Raw genomic sequence first — 16,006 nt, 5'->3', positions numbered from 1 at the left:
GACGCCAGCCAGCAGGGAAAAGTTTCGCATTTTTTGCTCCAACCAGAGTGTTCCTACCTTGGTTGCGAATGGAGCAGCGGAGGATGGGCCTGTCCAGACCTATTCGTCCGGACGGAAGTCCAGGACCACCCCATTGATGCACCAGCGCTCGCCGGTCGGCGGCGGACCGTCCTTGAAGACGTGCCCCATGTGCAGGCCGCAGGTGGCGCAATGGCACTCGGTGCGGGGGATGATCATCTTGAAGTCGGTCTTGGTGCCCACCGCGCCGGGCGTGATCGGCTGCCAGTAGCTCGGCCAGCCGGTGCCGGAGTCGAACTTGTGCTCGGACGACCAGAGCGGGGTGTCGCAGCCCTTGCAGTGATAGGTGCCGGCGCGCTTTTCGTCATTATAGTTGCCGGGCGTAAAGGCGCGTTCTGTGCCTTCTTTCACGCCGACGCGGTATTCCTCTTCGGTCAGCAGTTCCCGCCACTCGCGGTCCGAACGGTCGATGCGCTGGGTCATGTGGGGTCTCCTTAGCCGGGCAGGATCATATAGGCGTGGCGGCGGCATTTTTCACCAGCGCCAAAAACAGAACGGCCGCCCCGGAAGACGGAGCGGCCGAAAAAGTGTCACGTCTTCAGTGGCCTACGCGTAGAGGACAGTGATGGACTCTGCGACGAGGGCCGGACGCTCCTGGCCTTCGATCTCGACGGTGGCTTCCATTTTCATCTGCTTGCCGCCGGCTTTCGGCTCCACCGACAGGCATTTCTGGCGCAGGCGAACCTTGGAGCCGACCGGCACCATGTTCGTGAAGCGCACCTTGTCGGAGCCGTAATTGATGCCGCGGGTCGTGCCGGTCACGCGCATGACTTCGGCGCCCAGCATCGGCAGCAGGGACAGGGTGAGGAAGCCGTGAGCGATCGGGCCGCCCATGGCCTTGGTGGCTTTCTCGACGTCGACGTGGATCCACTGATGGTCGCCGGTTGCGTCGGCGAACAGGTTGACGCGGTCCTGGTCGATCAGGTGCCAGTCGGACACGCCGACTTCCTGACCTGCAATGGATTCAAGGTCATCGAAGGCGACGACGCGTGGGTTAGCCATGGAGTCCTCCTAATAAATGTGCTGGCCTGTTTTGGCGCGTCGGCCGGGTCGGGGCAAGCCTGACGGTAGGGTAATTCGCCCGTGAACCCGGAGATTACGCCATGATCATACCGGACTATGCCGGATCATCGCGTGACCTCAGGCGTTCAGATGATGCGCAAGCCTTGCGATAAAATGCTCCACATCGGCATCGCTGGTGAAGAGGTGCTGGGTGATGCGCAGCCGGTCGCCCCGCCGCGAGACATAGATGCCGTCCTCCTTTAGCCGGGCCGTAAGGTCGGCCGGCACGCTGTCCGGGAGGTGCGGGCAGAGATAATGCGCGCCGCGGACACTTGCCGGCGGACAGTCGAGCCCGATCGCCTCCAGTTTTCCGGCCAGCGTCGCGTTCCGGGCGCCGAGCGTTTCCTGGATGTTGGCGACGCCCCAGTCGAGGATCGTCCGAATCGCCGACTCGAACGCCGGCAGCAGGGCGAAGTTGGACCGTTCGCCCATGTCGAAGCGCTGGGCGCCGGGGCCATAATTGTCGGTATAGTCGATCAGGCGCGCGAAGTTCGACGAGCCTTCCCGCGTGATCCAGTTCTGCTCCAGCGGCGTGCCGTTCCGGTGCTGCGGGGCGACATAAAAAAAGCCGGTAGCGTAGGGTGCGAGCAGCCACTTATAGGCGGCGACGGCTACGAAGTCTGGCTGCACGTCCTTCACGTCGAAGGCGAGCGCGCCGCAGCTCTGCGTCAGGTCCAGCACCAGGGCGGCGCCGACCTCGCGGCAGCGCTTGCCGATGGCAATGAGGTCCATGCCCGCCCCGTCCGTCCAGCGGACATTCGCGCAAGCGACGAGCCCAGTCTGCGGCCCGATGGCGCCGAGCAATGCATCCGACAGGGTTTCGTTGTCGTGGGCACCGATCGTGCGGATCGTGGCGCCTGTTTCCTTCGCCAGTTGACGCCAAGTGTAGACGTTGGACGGGAACTGATCCTCCAGCAGCAGGATTTCCTGCCCCTTCGACAGGGGCAGGTTCCGCGCCGCCGTGGCCAGCGAATAGCTGACGGAGGGCGAGAAGGCGATGCCGTCTGTGTCCGCGCCGATCAGCTCTGCGAGCAGTGGGCGCAGGCGTTCTGTATCGGCAAAGAACTCCGTGTCCGGAATGGTCCACGGATGGAGCTTTCGCGCGAGGCCTTTCTGCCCGGCCTCGACCGCGGCCTTCGTCATCGGCCCCATCGTGGCGGTGTTGAAATAGGCGACATCGTCGGGGATGTCGAACAGGTGGCGCTGGTTCGGGATCTGGGTCATGGCATCTGGTAACGTGTGTCGAGTGCCCGTGCCAGTGGGTCGATCAGTATTTGACGCTTGTCGCTACCGGGTGAAACGTATCGAAGCGAACGCCACTCAATAATGATTCATATGGGGCGCCGAGCGAGGTCAGGATGGAGTCATAGGCTCGCTGTCCGTCCGGCAGGTCAAAAATATACCGGGTGGCAAGCCCGCCGGCACTTCCAGTCGCAATACTGGTCCAGCGACTGGCAAATCCGGGCATGGTTGAAACCCGTTCGAGGACTGCTCTGAAAGCAGGGTTCTCGCTGGCGAGGCCCGTCTCGTAACGGACATGGCGGACTGTGGCGTCGGCAATCTCCTCCCAGTTTATCAGTTTGGGCCGCAAAAGATCTGAGGCGAAAACAAGTTCCAGAACGTTTATGAAAGGAGAGGCGGCAAATATGTCTCGGCCAAGCAATCCCCTGAAAACGTTGCGCGCCAGGTCATTGGCATCGATGACATCCCAAATCTGATCCTTGACCAGAAGGGGTACGCTCGCATTCGCAACTTTGACCTGTTCTATAATACGTCGCACCTGCCCGCGTTCCTGCGGAGCTTTTGGGTTTATGTCTGGCAGAGGTTTGAACCCTGAGGCCAGACGTAATGTGTTGTGCTCGGAGGATGGAACATCCAACCCCAGCATTATGGCATTCAGCATCGCTTCGCTGGGGCGGGCCTTGCCGCTTTCGAGAAAACTCAGGTGGCGTGTGGAAGTGCCAAGGTCGAGGGCGAGATCCAGCTGGCTGAGGCCAGCCGCTTGGCGCCACTGCCGAAGCAGATTGCCTAGTGTTGCTGGCAGGTAACCTTCCGGTCCGGTTATTTTTCCATCTTTGGTCACCCAGTTCGCTCCCGAACACCTCTCGCGGACCATCTTAGCAAAAGCGTCGGTGTGCAACATGACCTTGCTGGTTATCGCCGGTGGCGGAAGTTTCTGCACATATCGCCTGGAACGAACGGAGCGACACAATGCAGGATCTATCAGGACGGTCTATTGCCTGGATCGGAACCGGGACCATGGGTGGCCTGATGGCGACCCGGCTATTGGATGCGAGAGCCTCCCTGACAGTCTGGAACCGCACGTCGGAACGGGCAGCACCACTTGTCGGGAAGGGCGCCAAATTTGCCAACTCTGCGGCAGAGGCCGTCCGTCATGCGCACTTTGTAGTGGTAATGGTTGAGGGGGATTCCGCGTCACAAGCTGTCTGGAACGGGAAGGATGGCGTGTTTGCCGGTCTGAGACCGGATGCGATTGCCATCGACTGCAGTACGCTGTCTCCTGTCCGCACCCAAGCGCTGACTGAGCGAGCCGGGCGGCTGGGGATGCGATTTGTTGCGGCTCCTGTATCGGGGTCACTTCCTCAGGCAGAAGCAGGAACGCTGATGTTTCTGGCTGGTGGTGCCGAGAGAGATATTGAAGAGGCCGGCATTGTGTTCCGGCATCTCGGGAAGGGGGTGCATGATCTCGGGTCACCACCGCTCGCAAGCCTGTCGAAACTTGCCGTAAACGGAATGTTGGCTTGCCAGGTCGTGGCGGCGGCCGAAGCTTGCGGATTCCTTGAACGGGCCGGGCTTTCGTTGGATGCGGTTTCAAAACTGCTTGCGCAGACGCCCGTTGCCAGCCCGATCACCATGGCGACTTTGCGGCAGATCGCAGCAGGAAATTACGATCCACTGTTCCCGATTTCAATGGCGCTCAAGGATCTTGAGTACCTTGCTTCTGCCTCTGACTATCTGGGTACGTCATTGCCAATGACAAATTGCGCGCAAGATTTGCTTGACCGCGCACGTCCCTGGAAATCGCAGAACATATCTGCCGTGGCCAAACTCTTCTCTCCCAGTTTACCTGTAGAAAGGATCAGGAAATGACCGTCAAAACAATCATGTGCATCCGCCGCAAGCCAGGACTTAGCCGCGAAGAATTCGAGGACCACTGGATGAATATGCACGCTTCTCTGATTGATCGGTTGAAAGACGATTTGAGAATTGTGCGTTACGTCCAGTCAAATGCGAATGAGGACATCGTCAGTGCGGTCCTGCGCCAACAGCGTAATGGACCGGAGAAGTATGACGGCATCGGGCAAGCCTGGTTCCTCTCAATCGAGGATCTTGTGGAAGTCGCCAGCAGCCCAAGTTCTGCTGCTGCGCTGGCTGCCCTTCGCGAAGACGAACTCAAATTCATCGATCTCGAAAACTCACCGATGTTCGTTGTCGAGGAAACGACCGTCTTCGGTACAGGTCCACACTGATCATTCCGCTGGAGCGCCGCTCCCTAAGATCGCGCAGTCATCGGCGGCCCGGGTGCTTTCCCGCCCGGGCCGTTTCCATATCATACGATGCGGCTGTCTTTCTTGCCCCAGTAGCGGTCGCGGATGAGGCGCTTGTAGAGCTTGCCGGTCGGGTGGCGGGGTAGTTCCGGATCGAAGTCGATGCTTTTCGGGCATTTGAGTTTCGACAGATTGGCCTGCGCGAATTCCATCAGCTCCGCGACAAGTTCATCGGAGGGCGCGACCCCCGGCATCGGCTGGACGACGGCTTTCACGGACTCGCCGAACTCGTCATCCGGCACGCCGATCACGGCGACATCAGCCACTTTCGGGTGGGTGATCAGGACGTTCTCGGTCTCCTGCGGATAGATGTTCACACCGCCGGAAATGATCATGAACGCCTTGCGGTCCGTCAGGTAGAGATAGCCGTCTTCATCCAGCTTGCCGACATCGCCGAGGGATGACCAGTCCTTGTGCTTCGGGTTGAGGGCGGCTTCGTTCTTGTCCGGAGAGTTGTGATAGTTCGGCGGTGTGGTGCCGGAGAAGTAGACCTGGCCTTCTTCGCCGACCGGGACTTCGTTGCCTTCCTCGTCGCAGATGTGGACCTCGCCATAGACGGCCTTGCCGACCGTTCCCTTGTGGGTCATCCATTCCGGGCTCTTCGCCCAGGTCATGCCGTTGCCTTCGGAGCCGGCATAGTATTCGTCGATGATGGGCCCCCACCATTCGATCATCTGTTCCTTCACCGGCACCGGGCATGGCGCGGCGGCGTGGACGACCCATTTCAGGCTGGAAACGTCGTAGGACTTGCGGACCTCTTCAGGCAGCTTCAGCAGTTTTACGAACATGGTCGGCACCATCTGGATATGGGTGACCTTGTATTGCTGGATGTATTTCAGCAGCGATTCCGCATCGAACTTTTCCATGATGATCAGCGTGGCGCCGAACCTCATGAAGGTCATGCAGTAGCGCAGCGGCGCCGCATGATAGAGCGGCGCGGGCGACAGGTAGACGCTATCCTCTCCTGCACCGGAGAAGGCCTGAAGCACCTGCGCCAGGACATTGGTGTCGTCGATCGGCGTGTCCGGCTCCAGCGCCGGGCGGATGCCTTTCGGCCGGCCGGTCGTGCCGGAGGAGTAGAGCATGTCCGTGCCGGCCGTCTGGTCGGAAATCGGCGATTCCGGGAACTCGCTCCGGATCTGTTCCAGCGGCATGAAGCCCGGCATGGGGCCATCGATGGACCAGTAGTGCCCGAGGTCGGTGAGGGCTTTCACTTCTTCTGCCACGGCACGCTTGGAAGCGCCTGCGATGAAGAGTTTCGCGCCGGAGTCCGACAGGATGTATTCCACTTCCGGCGCCGTCAGGCGGGACGAGATGGCGACATAGTACAGCCCGGCTCGCTGGGCAGCCCAGCAGACCTCGAAAAACCGCGGCGAGTTTTCAGCAAACAGCGCGATCGTGTCGCCCGGCTTGCAACCCGCGCCGCGCAGGGCGTGCGCGATCTGGTTGGAACGCGCTTCGAGCTGGCCATAGGTGACGATCTCACCCGATCCGGCCATAATGTAGGCGGGCTTGTCCGGGTTGGTCTTTGCGTGGTGATGGGGATGCATTCCAGGGTCTCCTCACGAATTTCGGGGGCGCCTGTGCCCGGCCCCTTCGAAATAGTCAGAAGTGACCATACTCACACTGGCGATGGCGTCCACCGGAGACGTTGCGGAAAGCGTTAGAACTGCCGCAGCCAGTAGGCCATCGGGTGATTGATCTCCGATCCACCGGCCGTCTCGGGCCAGGTGAAATGGGCGGTCACGCCGGGCAGTCTCCGGTACTCACGGGCCTGCCAGAAGGCATCAAGCGGTGTGTAGCCGGCAGGGCGCTTCGGATGATCGTCCGGCCGCTCCACGGCGCAGAAGCAGGCGCGCTTGTAGCCATGGGCGATGGCGTGCGCTTCGCGGGCGTCGAAGAAGGCGTGGCCGGTGCCCTTGCCACGATATGCTGGCAGCAGGACCGATTCCCCGAAATAGAAGGTCGTCGGCAGGTCGTAGCCCGCGACCAGCAAAGGCTGGGAGAACTCAGCATGCTGGTCGTCTATGCCGGACCCGGTGGCGCAGCCGACGATTTCGCCATCGCCGGTTTCTGCCGCGACGATGAAGGCATCCCTGGCACGTGCGAGTTTCTGCAGATAGCTCTCCTCATAGGCGAGCGAGCCTTCATAGAGGTATGGATACGCGCGAAAAACCTCGATCCGCAGGCGGGCGAGCGCTGGCAGCGCCGCATCCAGATCCGCGCCGGAAAGCGGGCGGATCTTCACGAGACCTGTCGGACCCATTCGCTGAGATTGTAGTAGGTCGTGACGCGGCGGATGAAGCCATCCTCCACTTCAAAGAAAGCCCCGGCGGGCAGGCGGTAGGTCTGGCCGCGTGCGGCCGGCAGGTCGCCGTCCGTCGTCTTGTAGGTTCCGTTGACGATGAACTCTGCCGCCGCGCGCCGTTCGTTCCGGGACACCATGATTGCCATGTCGGTCAGCGTCTCATCGTAGCAGGTGTCCATATGGGCGAGGAAGGCGCGGAACTTGTCCCGCCCGCCGCGGGCGCCGCCTTCATTCACGTCATGGCGGACATCGTCGGCCAGGCAGGCGAGCATGCCTTCCCAGTCCTTGGCGTTGAAGGCTTCATAGTAGCGATGGATCAGCGCTTCGGTATCGTTCATCTGGGCAGTCCCGGCTTGCCGGCCTGATCGGGGTGTTCGGCGACAAAGTCGCGTTTCAGCTCGACGGAGCGGTTGTGGTGGCCATCCGGGTTCCAGCCCGGCGCATTGATTAACCGGCCGAACCATTTGTCCGGGCGCAGGCCGTCACTGGCGCAGTCCCGCATCAGGGCGAAGAATTCGTGGAAGGCAACGGTGAAGGGATTGTAGGAGCCGACCGGTTTCACGATGCCATAGACCGGTTTGTCTTCATCGAGTTCCGGCACAAAGGTCCCGAACATCTTGTCCCAGATGATGAAGACCCCTGCATAATTGGTATCGAGATAGCGCGGGTTCGTGGCGTGGTGCACCCGGTGGTGCGACGGCGTGTTCATCACCGCCTCGAACCATTTTGGCATCCTGTTGATGGCCTCGGTATGGATCCAGAACTGGTAGAGCAGGTTCCAGCCCGCTGCGAAGCCGATGAGATAGGGGTGGAAGCCAAGGATCACCATCGGAAGGCCGAGGATATAGAGCCCGGTGAACGGTCCGAACCATGGCTGGCGCAGCGCGGTGGTTAAATTGTAGTGCTCAGAGGAATGGTGGGTGACATGTTCCATCCACCACCAGCGCGCGCGGTGGGCGAACCGGTGCTTCCAGTAATAGATGAAGTCATAGAGCACGAAGCAGGCGACAAAACTCCACCACGTATAGGGCAGGGTGAGTACCCGGTACGGCCAGGCGACAATCAGCAGCCAGAAAAAGATTGTCGCCGTCAGCGTATTCACGACGACATTGCCGATGCCCATCGCAAGCGAGGTGAACGCGTCCTTCGTCTCATACCGGCCGTGGAAGCGCCCGGTCTTTACGCCCCACCATTCCAGCACGACGGACAGCACGAAGAAAGGTGCCGCATAGGTCGTGACGGGTGGGAAATCGTGAAACTCCATGTGTGGTCGCCTCAGAAAGCGGACGCCTGCGGTTTGCCATCTGACTTGTAGACGACGCCTTCCTTCATGACGAAGTCGACGTCCGCCAACAGCGACATGTCCTGAAGGGGGTTGCCCGTCACGGCGACGAAATCACCTGAGCAGCCGGCTTCCACACATCCGACAATCCCCGTCTTGCCAAGCGCGTCCGCAGCATTGACGGTGGCGGCCTGCAGGGCCTGCATCGGCGTCATGCCGAACTGGACCATGCGCAAGAACTGGTTGCCGTTGAGGCCGTGCGGATAGACACCGGAATCCGACCCGAACACCATTTTCACGCCAGCCTTCACGGCACGGGTGAAGCTGTCGCGCTGGATTTTAGAGATGGCGCGTTCCTTGTCGAGTGACTCCTGGAGGATGCCGTTCTTCTCGCCTTCGGAAAGTGTGTATTCGGTATTGTAGATGTCCATGGACAGCCAGACGCCGCGGTCCTTGGCGAGCTGGATCGTTTCGTCGTCGAGGATGGAGGCGTGCTCGATCGTGTCGATGCCCGCGAGGATGGCATTTTTGATGCCGACCGTGCCATGCGCATGGCTGGCAATTTTCAGGCCGCGTGCATGGGCCTCTTCTGCGGCGGCGGTGAGCTCTTCCAGCGTGCCTTGCGCGGCGCCCAGGGCTGTCCCTTTGGAGAAAACGCCGCCGGTGGAGCAGGTCTTGATGAGGTCGACGCCGTATTTGATGTTTTCCCGAACCTGCGCACGAAATTCCCATGGGCCGGTCGCGACCCCCTCTCCCGACAGGGCGTATTCGGACGGCAGAAGGTTGTTGTCCGAGCAGTGCCCCCCGACGATGCCAACCGGCGGGCCGGAGACAAACATGCGCGGGCCGGGCACGTCGCCTTCATTGATCGCATCACGCAGGGCCACGTCACCATAGCTTTCCGCGCCGACATTGCGCACCGTTGTGAAACCCGCGAGCAGCGTGAGCTTCGCATTCTTCACGCCGGTGATGGCCATGCGTTCGTCGGAGAAGCTGAGCGAGTAATAGGGCGGGTCTTCCGCATCGCCTGTCAGGTGAACGTGCATGTCGATGAAGCCCGGCATGAGGGTGGAGCCGCTACCGAATTCGATGACGTCCGCCCCTTCAGGTGCCCGAAGGGAGGATTTGGTGCCTCTCGCCGTCACTTTGCCGTCAGTGATAATGAAGGCGGCATTCCGGATCGTTTTTCCCGCTGCCGGATCTACAAAACGGTCCGCCGTCAGGTAGGTGGTTTCGGCAATGGCGGGTGCTGTGAGGGCCGAAGCAAATATAATCGCGGTGAAGGTGGGTAGGAGTCGCATTATAGGGCAGTCCTGTACTGGCTCTCGGTGTTTTGATGAACTATCCGGCCCGTTGACCCCGTGCGTCAAGCGCGCGTAGCGGCGGGTATCGATCTCAATCGCCGGGCATACGTCGAGGCGAGGGAGACGATTGTCCTTTCTCGGCGCTTGACGAACCTTGCGGAACCCCGCCTCACTGGCCGTCGAAGCAATAGGGAGACAAGCCAATGGCAGCAACGGCGCTAAAGGAATTCACGGAAATCAAGCTGGAGAAGGAAGATGGCATCGCCATCCTGACCCTCCACCGGCCGGACAAGATGAACGCCTTCACGGGCAAGATGATGCAGGAGATGATTGAAGCCTTCGACATCACCGACGCCGACGACGACATCCGCGTCGTCATCGTGACGGGCCATGGCGACCGCGCCTTCTGCGCCGGGGCCGACCTGTCCTCCGGCGCCAAGACGTTCGATTACGACAAGCGTGCCGGTGACGGCGAGGCTGGCCGGTCGTCCGAGGAAGACATCCGCCGTGACGGTGGTGGCCGCGTGACGCTGCGCATCTTCAATAGCCTGAAGCCGGTCATCGGCGCCATCAACGGCGCTGCAGTCGGTATCGGCGTGACCATGCAGCTGCCGATGGATATCCGCCTCGCATCTGACAATGCGCGCTTCGGCTTTGTGTTCAATCGTCGGGGCATCAACCCGGAAGCGGCGTCTTCCTGGTTCCTGCCGCGCCTCGTGGGTATTCAGCAGGCGCTGGACTGGTGCTTTACCGGCCGGATCTTCCCGGCACAGGAGGCGCTGGACGCTGGCTTCGTTAAAGCCGTCTATCCGCAGGCGGAACTTCTCGATAAGGCCAAGGAACTCGCCCGCGAGATCGCAGACAATACCGCGGCGGTGTCCACCACGCTGACCCGTCACATGATGTGGCGCATGCTGGGTGCCAGCCATCCGATGGAAGCCCACATTGTCGATTCCGCTTCGATCTACTCGCGCGGCAAGACGGAAGACGCCCGTGAAGGCGTGATGAGCTTCCTTGAGAAGCGCAAGCCGACCTATCCGGTGAAAGTGTCCGACGGCATGCCGAGCTTCTTCCCGTGGTGGGACGAGCCGGAATTCAAATGGATTGGCGGTGACGGCTCGTGAGTGAGCAGCACTTCGAGTTTGTAAAGACGAATGGCGTCACGCTTCGCGTGGCGACCGCCGGGGACGGGCCGCTTGTCGTGCTCGTCCACGGATTCCCGGAGAGCTGGTATTCCTGGCGCCACCAGATCAAGGCGCTCAGCGAGGCCGGCTACCGGGTCGCTGCGCCGGATGTGCGTGGTTACGGCGAATCCGAACGTCCCGAGCCGATCGAGGCGTATGACCTTGAAAGCCTGACCGGCGATATCGCCGGACTGGCAGAGGCTTTGTCACCGGGAGAGAAGGCTGTCGTCGTCGGGCACGACTGGGGCGCGCCGATTGCGTGGAACACAGCCCGTCTGCATGCAGACAGGTTCCGGGCGGTTGCCGGGCTATCCGTGCCTTACACGCCGATGGGCGACGTCATGTTCCTGGACATGGTGCACAAGGTGTTCACTGAGCGGGGCCTGTTCTTCTACCAGGTCTATTTCCAGGATGTCGGCCCGCCGGAAGCGGAACTGGAATCTGATCCTGCGGCAACCATCCGCCGGTTCTACTATGCGATTTCCGGCGATGCACCGGATGGCACATGGCCAACCGACAAGAAGCATGGCGACACGCTGCTGCTCCGACTGCCGGAGCCGCCGATGCCGCTTCCTTGGCTGAGCGAGGAGGATGTCGCTTATTATGACAGCCAGTTTCGCAAGTCCGGTTTCCGCGGGCCGCTGAACCGATATCGCAATCATGCGCGCGATTATGCATTCCTGAAGAACCATCCGGCCAATCCGGTGATCCAGCAGCCGTCGCTGTTCATCGGCGGCACGAAGGACCTCGTGCTGAAGATGTTCCGAGGAGATGTCGTCGCGGCGATGAAGCCGAACCTGGCGGACCTTCGCGGATGCCACTTGCTGGAAGGCTGCGGCCACTGGACCCAGCAAGAGCGCCCGGAAGAAGTGAACCGTCACCTGATCGAGTGGCTGGGCGGGCTGTAAGGCCCGCCTGCCGGCACGCTCAGAAATTCACGCGATTTGAGACCGCGCCATCCACGACGAGGTTCACACCCGTTGTGTAGGAAGAGGCGGGGCTGGCCAGGAATACGGCCGCATTCGCGATCTCCTGCGGCGTGGCGCAGCGACCGGTCGGGTTGCGGGAATTGGCCTGTTTGAAGAATTCCGGCTGGTTCGTCTCGATCATGTGCCAGATACCGCCCTCGAAATAGACCATGCCCGGCGAGACGACGTTCACGCGAAGGCGATTGGCAGCGTTCTCGCGGGCGAGGCCTTTGGCGAAGTGAATGAGTGATGCCTTGATAGGGCCGTAGGAGTCTGCCCGGTCTGCCTGCGCGGCAGAGACAGAAGCGATAATGACGAAGGCAGCATCGCCATGCGATTTGGCGGCCTTGTCCAGGAAGGGCTCGGCTGCGTTGAACGCGTTGACGGCGCCCAGCACGTCGAGCTGGAAGTTCTGCGTCCAGGCTTCCGGCGTATTGCCCTGCGCCATGGCACCCGCATTGGAGACCAGGATGTCGATGCCGCCGAGTTCGACGCCGGCTTTCCGGATCCATGATTTGAGGGCGTCTTCATCCGTGATGTCCACCGAAGCGCCGGTTGCTTTCACGCCTTTGGCCTGAAGCGCCTCGACGGTCTCGGCGACCTGTTTTTCGTTCCGGGCGCAGACAGCGACATTCGCGCCTTCGCCTGCGAGCGTGTCGGCGATGGCGCGGCCAATGCCGCGTGTGCCACCAAGAATGACGGCGTTCTTTCCTTTAAGATGCAGATCCACTTCGGTTTCCTCCTGCGGTTTCTCGCGAGTGTGACGGTAAAGGCGGGTAAATCCAACACCTGTCGTAACGTAGAGACTTGCCAGCCCGGCCCGCCATTGGTTCATGGAAGGCATGCAAAACCTTCTCTCCATCGCTGCCGACATCGGTGAGCACCTCAGACAGCGCGGCGAAACCGTCGCGATTTCGGAATCCTCGGCGGGAGGACTGATCTCGGCAGCCTTGCTGGCTCAGCCGGGGGCGTCAGCCTTCTACCGGGGCGGCGGGGTGATTTATACGCCTCAGGCGTTTCGCGGCCTGTTGGGCCTCACAAAGGAAGACCTGGGCGACATGCGCTCCTCGACGGAGCCCTATGCTCGGCTGCTCTCGCGGACGATCCGCAGGAAGCTGCGGGCAGATTGGGGGCTTTGCGAGACAGGGGCTTCCGGCCCAACTGGCAATGGCTATGGCGATGCGGCGGGACACACCTGCGTCGCGGTCTGCGGGCCCGACGGTTTCGAGGTTTCCCGCACCCTGGAAACGGGCCTTAACGATCGGGAAGACAATATGCGCCGCTTCGCCATCGAGGCGCTGGACCTGCTGCACGCTGCGCTGACCTGAGTTTTACTCGAAGTCGGCGCCGTAACCCTGCTGATCCTTGGTCAGGTCGCCGAAGCGCGTGATGTTGGAATCGAAGGCGAGTTCGACACGGCCGATTGGACCGTGACGCTGCTTGCCGATGATACATTCGGCCTTGCCGTAGACTTCATCCATGCGCTGGCGCCACTTGGCCCATTTTTCGTTTGAAGCCGGATCGCTCGGATCGGCGCCGGGTTCGGTCCGGGCGAGGTAGTATTCTTCGCGATAGACGAACATGACGACGTCGGCATCCTGCTCGATGGAGCCGGATTCGCGAAGGTCGGAGAGCTGCGGGCGCTTGTCGTCACGCTGCTCCACGGCACGGGATAGCTGGGACAGTGCGATGATGGGGACGTTCAGGTCCTTTGCCAGCGCCTTCAGAGAGGTGGTGATCTGGGTGATCTCCTGCACGCGGCTGGAATTGGCGCCGGATGTGCTGACCGTGATCAGCTGCAGGTAGTCGATCACGATCATGTCGAGGCCGACAGACCGCTGCAGGCGGCGGGCACGGGCAGCCAGCTGGCTGATCGAGATGCCGCCGGTATCATCGATGTAGAGCGGAAGGTTTTGAAGCTCTTCCGTGGCTTCGCGCAGGCGTTCGAAATCGCCCTTGTCGAGATCGCCCTGGCGAATGCGGTGCGTGGTGATGCCAGTGCGTTCCGCGATGATACGCGTGGCGAGCTGTTCGTTCGACATCTCCAGTGAGAAGAAGCCAACGATCGCTCCGTCTACTGTTTTCTTGGAGCCGTCCTCCTGCATCTCGGCGCGATAGGCTGAGGCTGCGTTGTAGGCGATGTTGGTTGCGAGCGAGGTCTTACCCATAGATGGGCGCCCAGCGAGGATAATGAGGTCGGACCGGTGCATGCCGCCGAGCTTTTCATCGAGGTCGCGCAGGCCGGTCGGGATGCCGGCAATCTTGCCTTCGCGCTTGTAGGCCGCCTCGGCAGTTTTCAGCGATTCCGTCAGCGCCTCGGCGAAGCTGGTAAAGCCACGCCCGGACGCGCCGCGTTCGGCAAGATCGAACAGCTGGCGTTCAGCGAGTTCGATCTGCCGCTCGCCGCTTTCATCCGGGGAGGGGTGGAGGGCGCGACCCTGCAGGTCGCTGCCGATCCCGACCAGAGAACGGCGCATGGCGAGGTCGCGGATCATGTGTGCGTAGTCGCTCACCTCGGCGCCGAAGGCCGCAGAGTCGAGCAATTGTTCAAGGTAGCGGGCGCCACCGATTTCGGAGAGCTTCTCGGCCTTTTCGAAATGCTCTCGCAGGGTCACGCCGTCGGCGATGCGACCCTGCTGAATCATCACGGATGCGACCTCATAGAGTTCCTGGTGGGCCGGAGCGTAAAAGTCCGACGCACGCAGGATATCCGCGACGCGCTGATAGGAGTTGTTGTCGAACAGGATCGCGCCCAGCACAGCGGCTTCGGCCGACAGATTGTGCGGCGGCGCGATGGTGTCTTTGGGGGAAGCTGTGTCGTCAAGAGGCATGATATTAACCCTACCTTACCTCAGGTGAGAGTGCACGGTGATAGAGCGGCCAGACCTGTGGATAAATACCTCTCATCGGTGGATGACCCGCGAAGCCCCGGAAATGCCAAAGAAAAAGGCCGCACCCGGAAGTGCGGCCTTTCTAATCTTGGATGCCGGGAAGCTTATTCTTCTTCAGCCGGGCCTTCAGCAGCGCGGTCGGCAGCTGCTTCGGCCAGTTCGCCGGCTTGTTCGTCAGCCATCGCCTGGTTTGCAGCCTGCAGCGCCGCAACGATGTCTTCGCCTTTGGCCTGACGGTCAGCTTCGTCCTGCGAGCGGGCGACGTTTGCCTGCACAGTGACAGTCACTTCCGCGTGGAGGCGAACGGACACGTCGTACATGCCGATCTCTTTGATCGGCTTGTCGAGGCGCACGCCGGAACGCGGCACGCTGTAGCCAGCTGCTTCAGCAGCGTCTGCGATGTCACGGGCGGTGACGGAGCCATAAAGGTGGCCAGTGTCGCCAGCCTGACGGATCAGCACGAAGATTGCGCCGTCCAGCTTCTGGGATTCGTTCTCAGCAGCTGCGCGGGCTTCCGCGTTGCGGGCTTCGATGGCGTCGCGTTCACGCTCGAAACGGGCGCGGTTGCGGTCGTTGGCCATCAGGGCCTTGCCTTGCGGGAGAAGGAAGTTGCGGGCGAAACCGTTCTTCACTTTCACTTCTTCGCCGATACCGCCGAGGTTTTCGACGCGCTCAAGGAGGATCACTTGCATGTCAGTCTCTCCTTACTTCACTTCGAAGGGAAGCAGGGCGAGCATGCGGGCACGTTTGATGGCCTGGGCAAGCTTGCGCTGGTTCTTCAGGTTCACAGCCGTGATACGGCTCGGCACGATTTTCCCTTTTTCAGAGATGTAGCGCTGGAGCAGTTTCACGTCCTTGTAGTCGATCGCCTGGGCGTTATCGCCCGAAAACGGATCAACCTTGCGGCGGCGGCCGAACGGACGGCGGGCCGGGATATTCGTAATGTTCAGTTTCTGAGCCATGTCCTGTCCCTTTCCTAGTCGCGGCGGCGTTCTTTGCGGGAGAGGACCGGCGACGGTTCGTCGGTGAGCTCTTCCACGCGGATGGTCATGTAGCGCATCACGTCTTCGGACAGGCGCTGGCGGCGTTCCAGTTCGTGGATCGCTTCAGCCGGACCGTCGATGTTGATCAGCGAGTAGTGACCCTTGCGCTGCTTCTTGATCGGGTAGGCAAGGTTGCGAAGGCCCCAGTATTCGGTCTTGCCGATGGTGGCGCCTTTTTCCTTGAGAAAGCCGGACAGTTCTTCGACAAAAGAGTCGACCTGGGCCGGCGAGATGTCAGGTCGTGTGATCACGACATGCTCGTAAAAAGCCATGTTTTCATTCCCAAAATCAAAGGGGTGCGGCGCCTGACAGCGGGA

At 61.1% G+C, this 16,006-nt stretch carries 19 protein-coding genes; 5 read left to right on the top strand and 14 right to left on the bottom strand.

What is annotated here, in order from left to right; translation table 11 throughout:
- Positions 1-99: 99 nt before the first annotated feature.
- The 4 genes from msrB to HY17_RS03595 all read right to left on the bottom strand — a co-directional run bounded on the left by msrB (position 100) and on the right by HY17_RS03595 (position 3,223).
- On the bottom strand, positions 100-501 hold the full coding sequence (gene msrB, locus HY17_RS03610) for a peptide-methionine (R)-S-oxide reductase MsrB (RefSeq protein ID WP_112073092.1): 402 nt from the start codon (positions 499-501) through the stop codon (positions 100-102).
- 123 nt (positions 502-624) lie between these two features.
- Positions 625-1,080, bottom strand: a complete 456-nt coding sequence (locus HY17_RS03605) for a MaoC family dehydratase (protein WP_034762806.1) — start codon at positions 1,078-1,080, stop codon at positions 625-627.
- Between the two features lie 138 nt (positions 1,081-1,218).
- Positions 1,219-2,364 carry an aminotransferase class V-fold PLP-dependent enzyme gene (locus HY17_RS03600; protein ID WP_034762804.1) on the bottom strand — a complete coding sequence of 382 codons (1,146 nt, stop codon included), beginning with the start codon at positions 2,362-2,364 and terminating at the stop codon, positions 1,219-1,221.
- Between the two features lie 43 nt (positions 2,365-2,407).
- Positions 2,408-3,223, bottom strand: coding sequence for a helix-turn-helix domain-containing protein (locus tag HY17_RS03595; RefSeq protein ID WP_158531428.1), 816 nt, complete (start codon positions 3,221-3,223; stop codon positions 2,408-2,410).
- An 80-nt stretch (positions 3,224-3,303) separates the two neighbouring features.
- On the opposite strand from HY17_RS03595, the gene HY17_RS03590 reads away from it, so the two are divergent.
- Both HY17_RS03590 and HY17_RS03585 read left to right on the top strand, forming a co-directional pair.
- Positions 3,304-4,251 (top strand): NAD(P)-dependent oxidoreductase, encoded by a 948-nt coding sequence (locus HY17_RS03590; RefSeq protein WP_255342741.1) that lies wholly within the window; start codon positions 3,304-3,306, stop codon positions 4,249-4,251.
- Positions 4,248-4,631, top strand: coding sequence for an EthD domain-containing protein (locus tag HY17_RS03585; protein WP_034762800.1), 384 nt, complete (start codon positions 4,248-4,250; stop codon positions 4,629-4,631). The genes HY17_RS03590 and HY17_RS03585 overlap by 4 nt, the downstream gene beginning before the upstream one ends.
- Positions 4,632-4,711: 80 nt before the next feature.
- Here HY17_RS03585 and HY17_RS03580 read toward each other — a convergent pair whose 3' ends face one another.
- From HY17_RS03580 to HY17_RS03560, 5 genes are all read right to left on the bottom strand, one after another.
- Positions 4,712-6,259 carry an acyl-CoA synthetase gene (locus HY17_RS03580; protein ID WP_034762797.1) on the bottom strand — a complete coding sequence of 516 codons (1,548 nt, stop codon included), beginning with the start codon at positions 6,257-6,259 and terminating at the stop codon, positions 4,712-4,714.
- A 113-nt stretch (positions 6,260-6,372) separates the two neighbouring features.
- Positions 6,373-6,975 carry a GNAT family N-acetyltransferase gene (locus HY17_RS03575; protein ID WP_034762794.1) on the bottom strand — a complete coding sequence of 201 codons (603 nt, stop codon included), beginning with the start codon at positions 6,973-6,975 and terminating at the stop codon, positions 6,373-6,375.
- Complete coding sequence (locus HY17_RS03570; protein ID WP_034762791.1) at positions 6,954-7,355, bottom strand: ketosteroid isomerase-related protein; 402 nt, start codon at positions 7,353-7,355, stop codon at positions 6,954-6,956. Before HY17_RS03570 ends, HY17_RS03575 begins: the two co-directional genes overlap by 22 nt.
- A complete protein-coding gene (locus tag HY17_RS03565) occupies positions 7,352-8,281 on the bottom strand; it encodes a sterol desaturase family protein (RefSeq protein WP_034762786.1) in 930 nt (309 codons plus the stop codon). The genes HY17_RS03570 and HY17_RS03565 overlap by 4 nt, the downstream gene beginning before the upstream one ends.
- An 11-nt stretch (positions 8,282-8,292) precedes the next feature.
- Positions 8,293-9,600 (bottom strand): amidohydrolase family protein, encoded by a 1,308-nt coding sequence (locus HY17_RS03560; protein ID WP_034762781.1) that lies wholly within the window; start codon positions 9,598-9,600, stop codon positions 8,293-8,295.
- Between the two features lie 206 nt (positions 9,601-9,806).
- On the opposite strand from HY17_RS03560, the gene HY17_RS03555 reads away from it, so the two are divergent.
- Positions 9,807-10,727: a crotonase/enoyl-CoA hydratase family protein gene (locus tag HY17_RS03555; RefSeq protein ID WP_051599624.1), complete on the top strand. Its 921-nt coding sequence runs from the start codon at positions 9,807-9,809 to the stop codon at positions 10,725-10,727.
- A complete protein-coding gene (locus tag HY17_RS03550) occupies positions 10,724-11,695 on the top strand; it encodes an alpha/beta fold hydrolase (protein WP_034762779.1) in 972 nt (323 codons plus the stop codon). The genes HY17_RS03555 and HY17_RS03550 overlap by 4 nt, the downstream gene beginning before the upstream one ends.
- Before the next feature lie 19 nt (positions 11,696-11,714).
- On the opposite strand, the gene HY17_RS03545 is transcribed toward HY17_RS03550, so the two are convergent.
- Positions 11,715-12,485 (bottom strand): SDR family oxidoreductase, encoded by a 771-nt coding sequence (locus HY17_RS03545; protein ID WP_034763066.1) that lies wholly within the window; start codon positions 12,483-12,485, stop codon positions 11,715-11,717.
- A 112-nt stretch (positions 12,486-12,597) separates the two neighbouring features.
- On the opposite strand from HY17_RS03545, the gene HY17_RS03540 reads away from it, so the two are divergent.
- Positions 12,598-13,083: a CinA family protein gene (locus tag HY17_RS03540; RefSeq protein ID WP_034763064.1), complete on the top strand. Its 486-nt coding sequence runs from the start codon at positions 12,598-12,600 to the stop codon at positions 13,081-13,083.
- A gap of 3 nt (positions 13,084-13,086) precedes the next feature.
- Here HY17_RS03540 and HY17_RS03535 read toward each other — a convergent pair whose 3' ends face one another.
- From HY17_RS03535 to rpsF, 4 genes are all read right to left on the bottom strand, one after another.
- A complete protein-coding gene (locus tag HY17_RS03535; protein ID WP_034762776.1) occupies positions 13,087-14,586 on the bottom strand; it encodes a replicative DNA helicase in 1,500 nt (499 codons plus the stop codon).
- Positions 14,587-14,750: 164 nt separating this feature from the next.
- Entirely contained in the window at positions 14,751-15,338 is a 588-nt protein-coding gene (rplI, locus tag HY17_RS03530) for a 50S ribosomal protein L9 (RefSeq protein ID WP_034762773.1), read from the bottom strand.
- A gap of 12 nt (positions 15,339-15,350) precedes the next feature.
- Complete coding sequence (rpsR, locus tag HY17_RS03525) at positions 15,351-15,608, bottom strand: 30S ribosomal protein S18 (RefSeq protein ID WP_034762771.1); 258 nt, start codon at positions 15,606-15,608, stop codon at positions 15,351-15,353.
- Positions 15,609-15,622: 14 nt separating this feature from the next.
- Positions 15,623-15,961, bottom strand: coding sequence for a 30S ribosomal protein S6 (gene rpsF / locus HY17_RS03520; RefSeq protein WP_034762768.1), 339 nt, complete (start codon positions 15,959-15,961; stop codon positions 15,623-15,625).
- Positions 15,962-16,006 lie beyond the last annotated feature (45 nt).

It is taken from the genome of Hyphomonas sp. CY54-11-8 (assembly GCF_000682735.1).
GTDB lineage: Bacteria > Pseudomonadota > Alphaproteobacteria > Caulobacterales > Hyphomonadaceae > Hyphomonas.
This window is presented reverse-complemented; position numbering and strand designations above follow the sequence as displayed.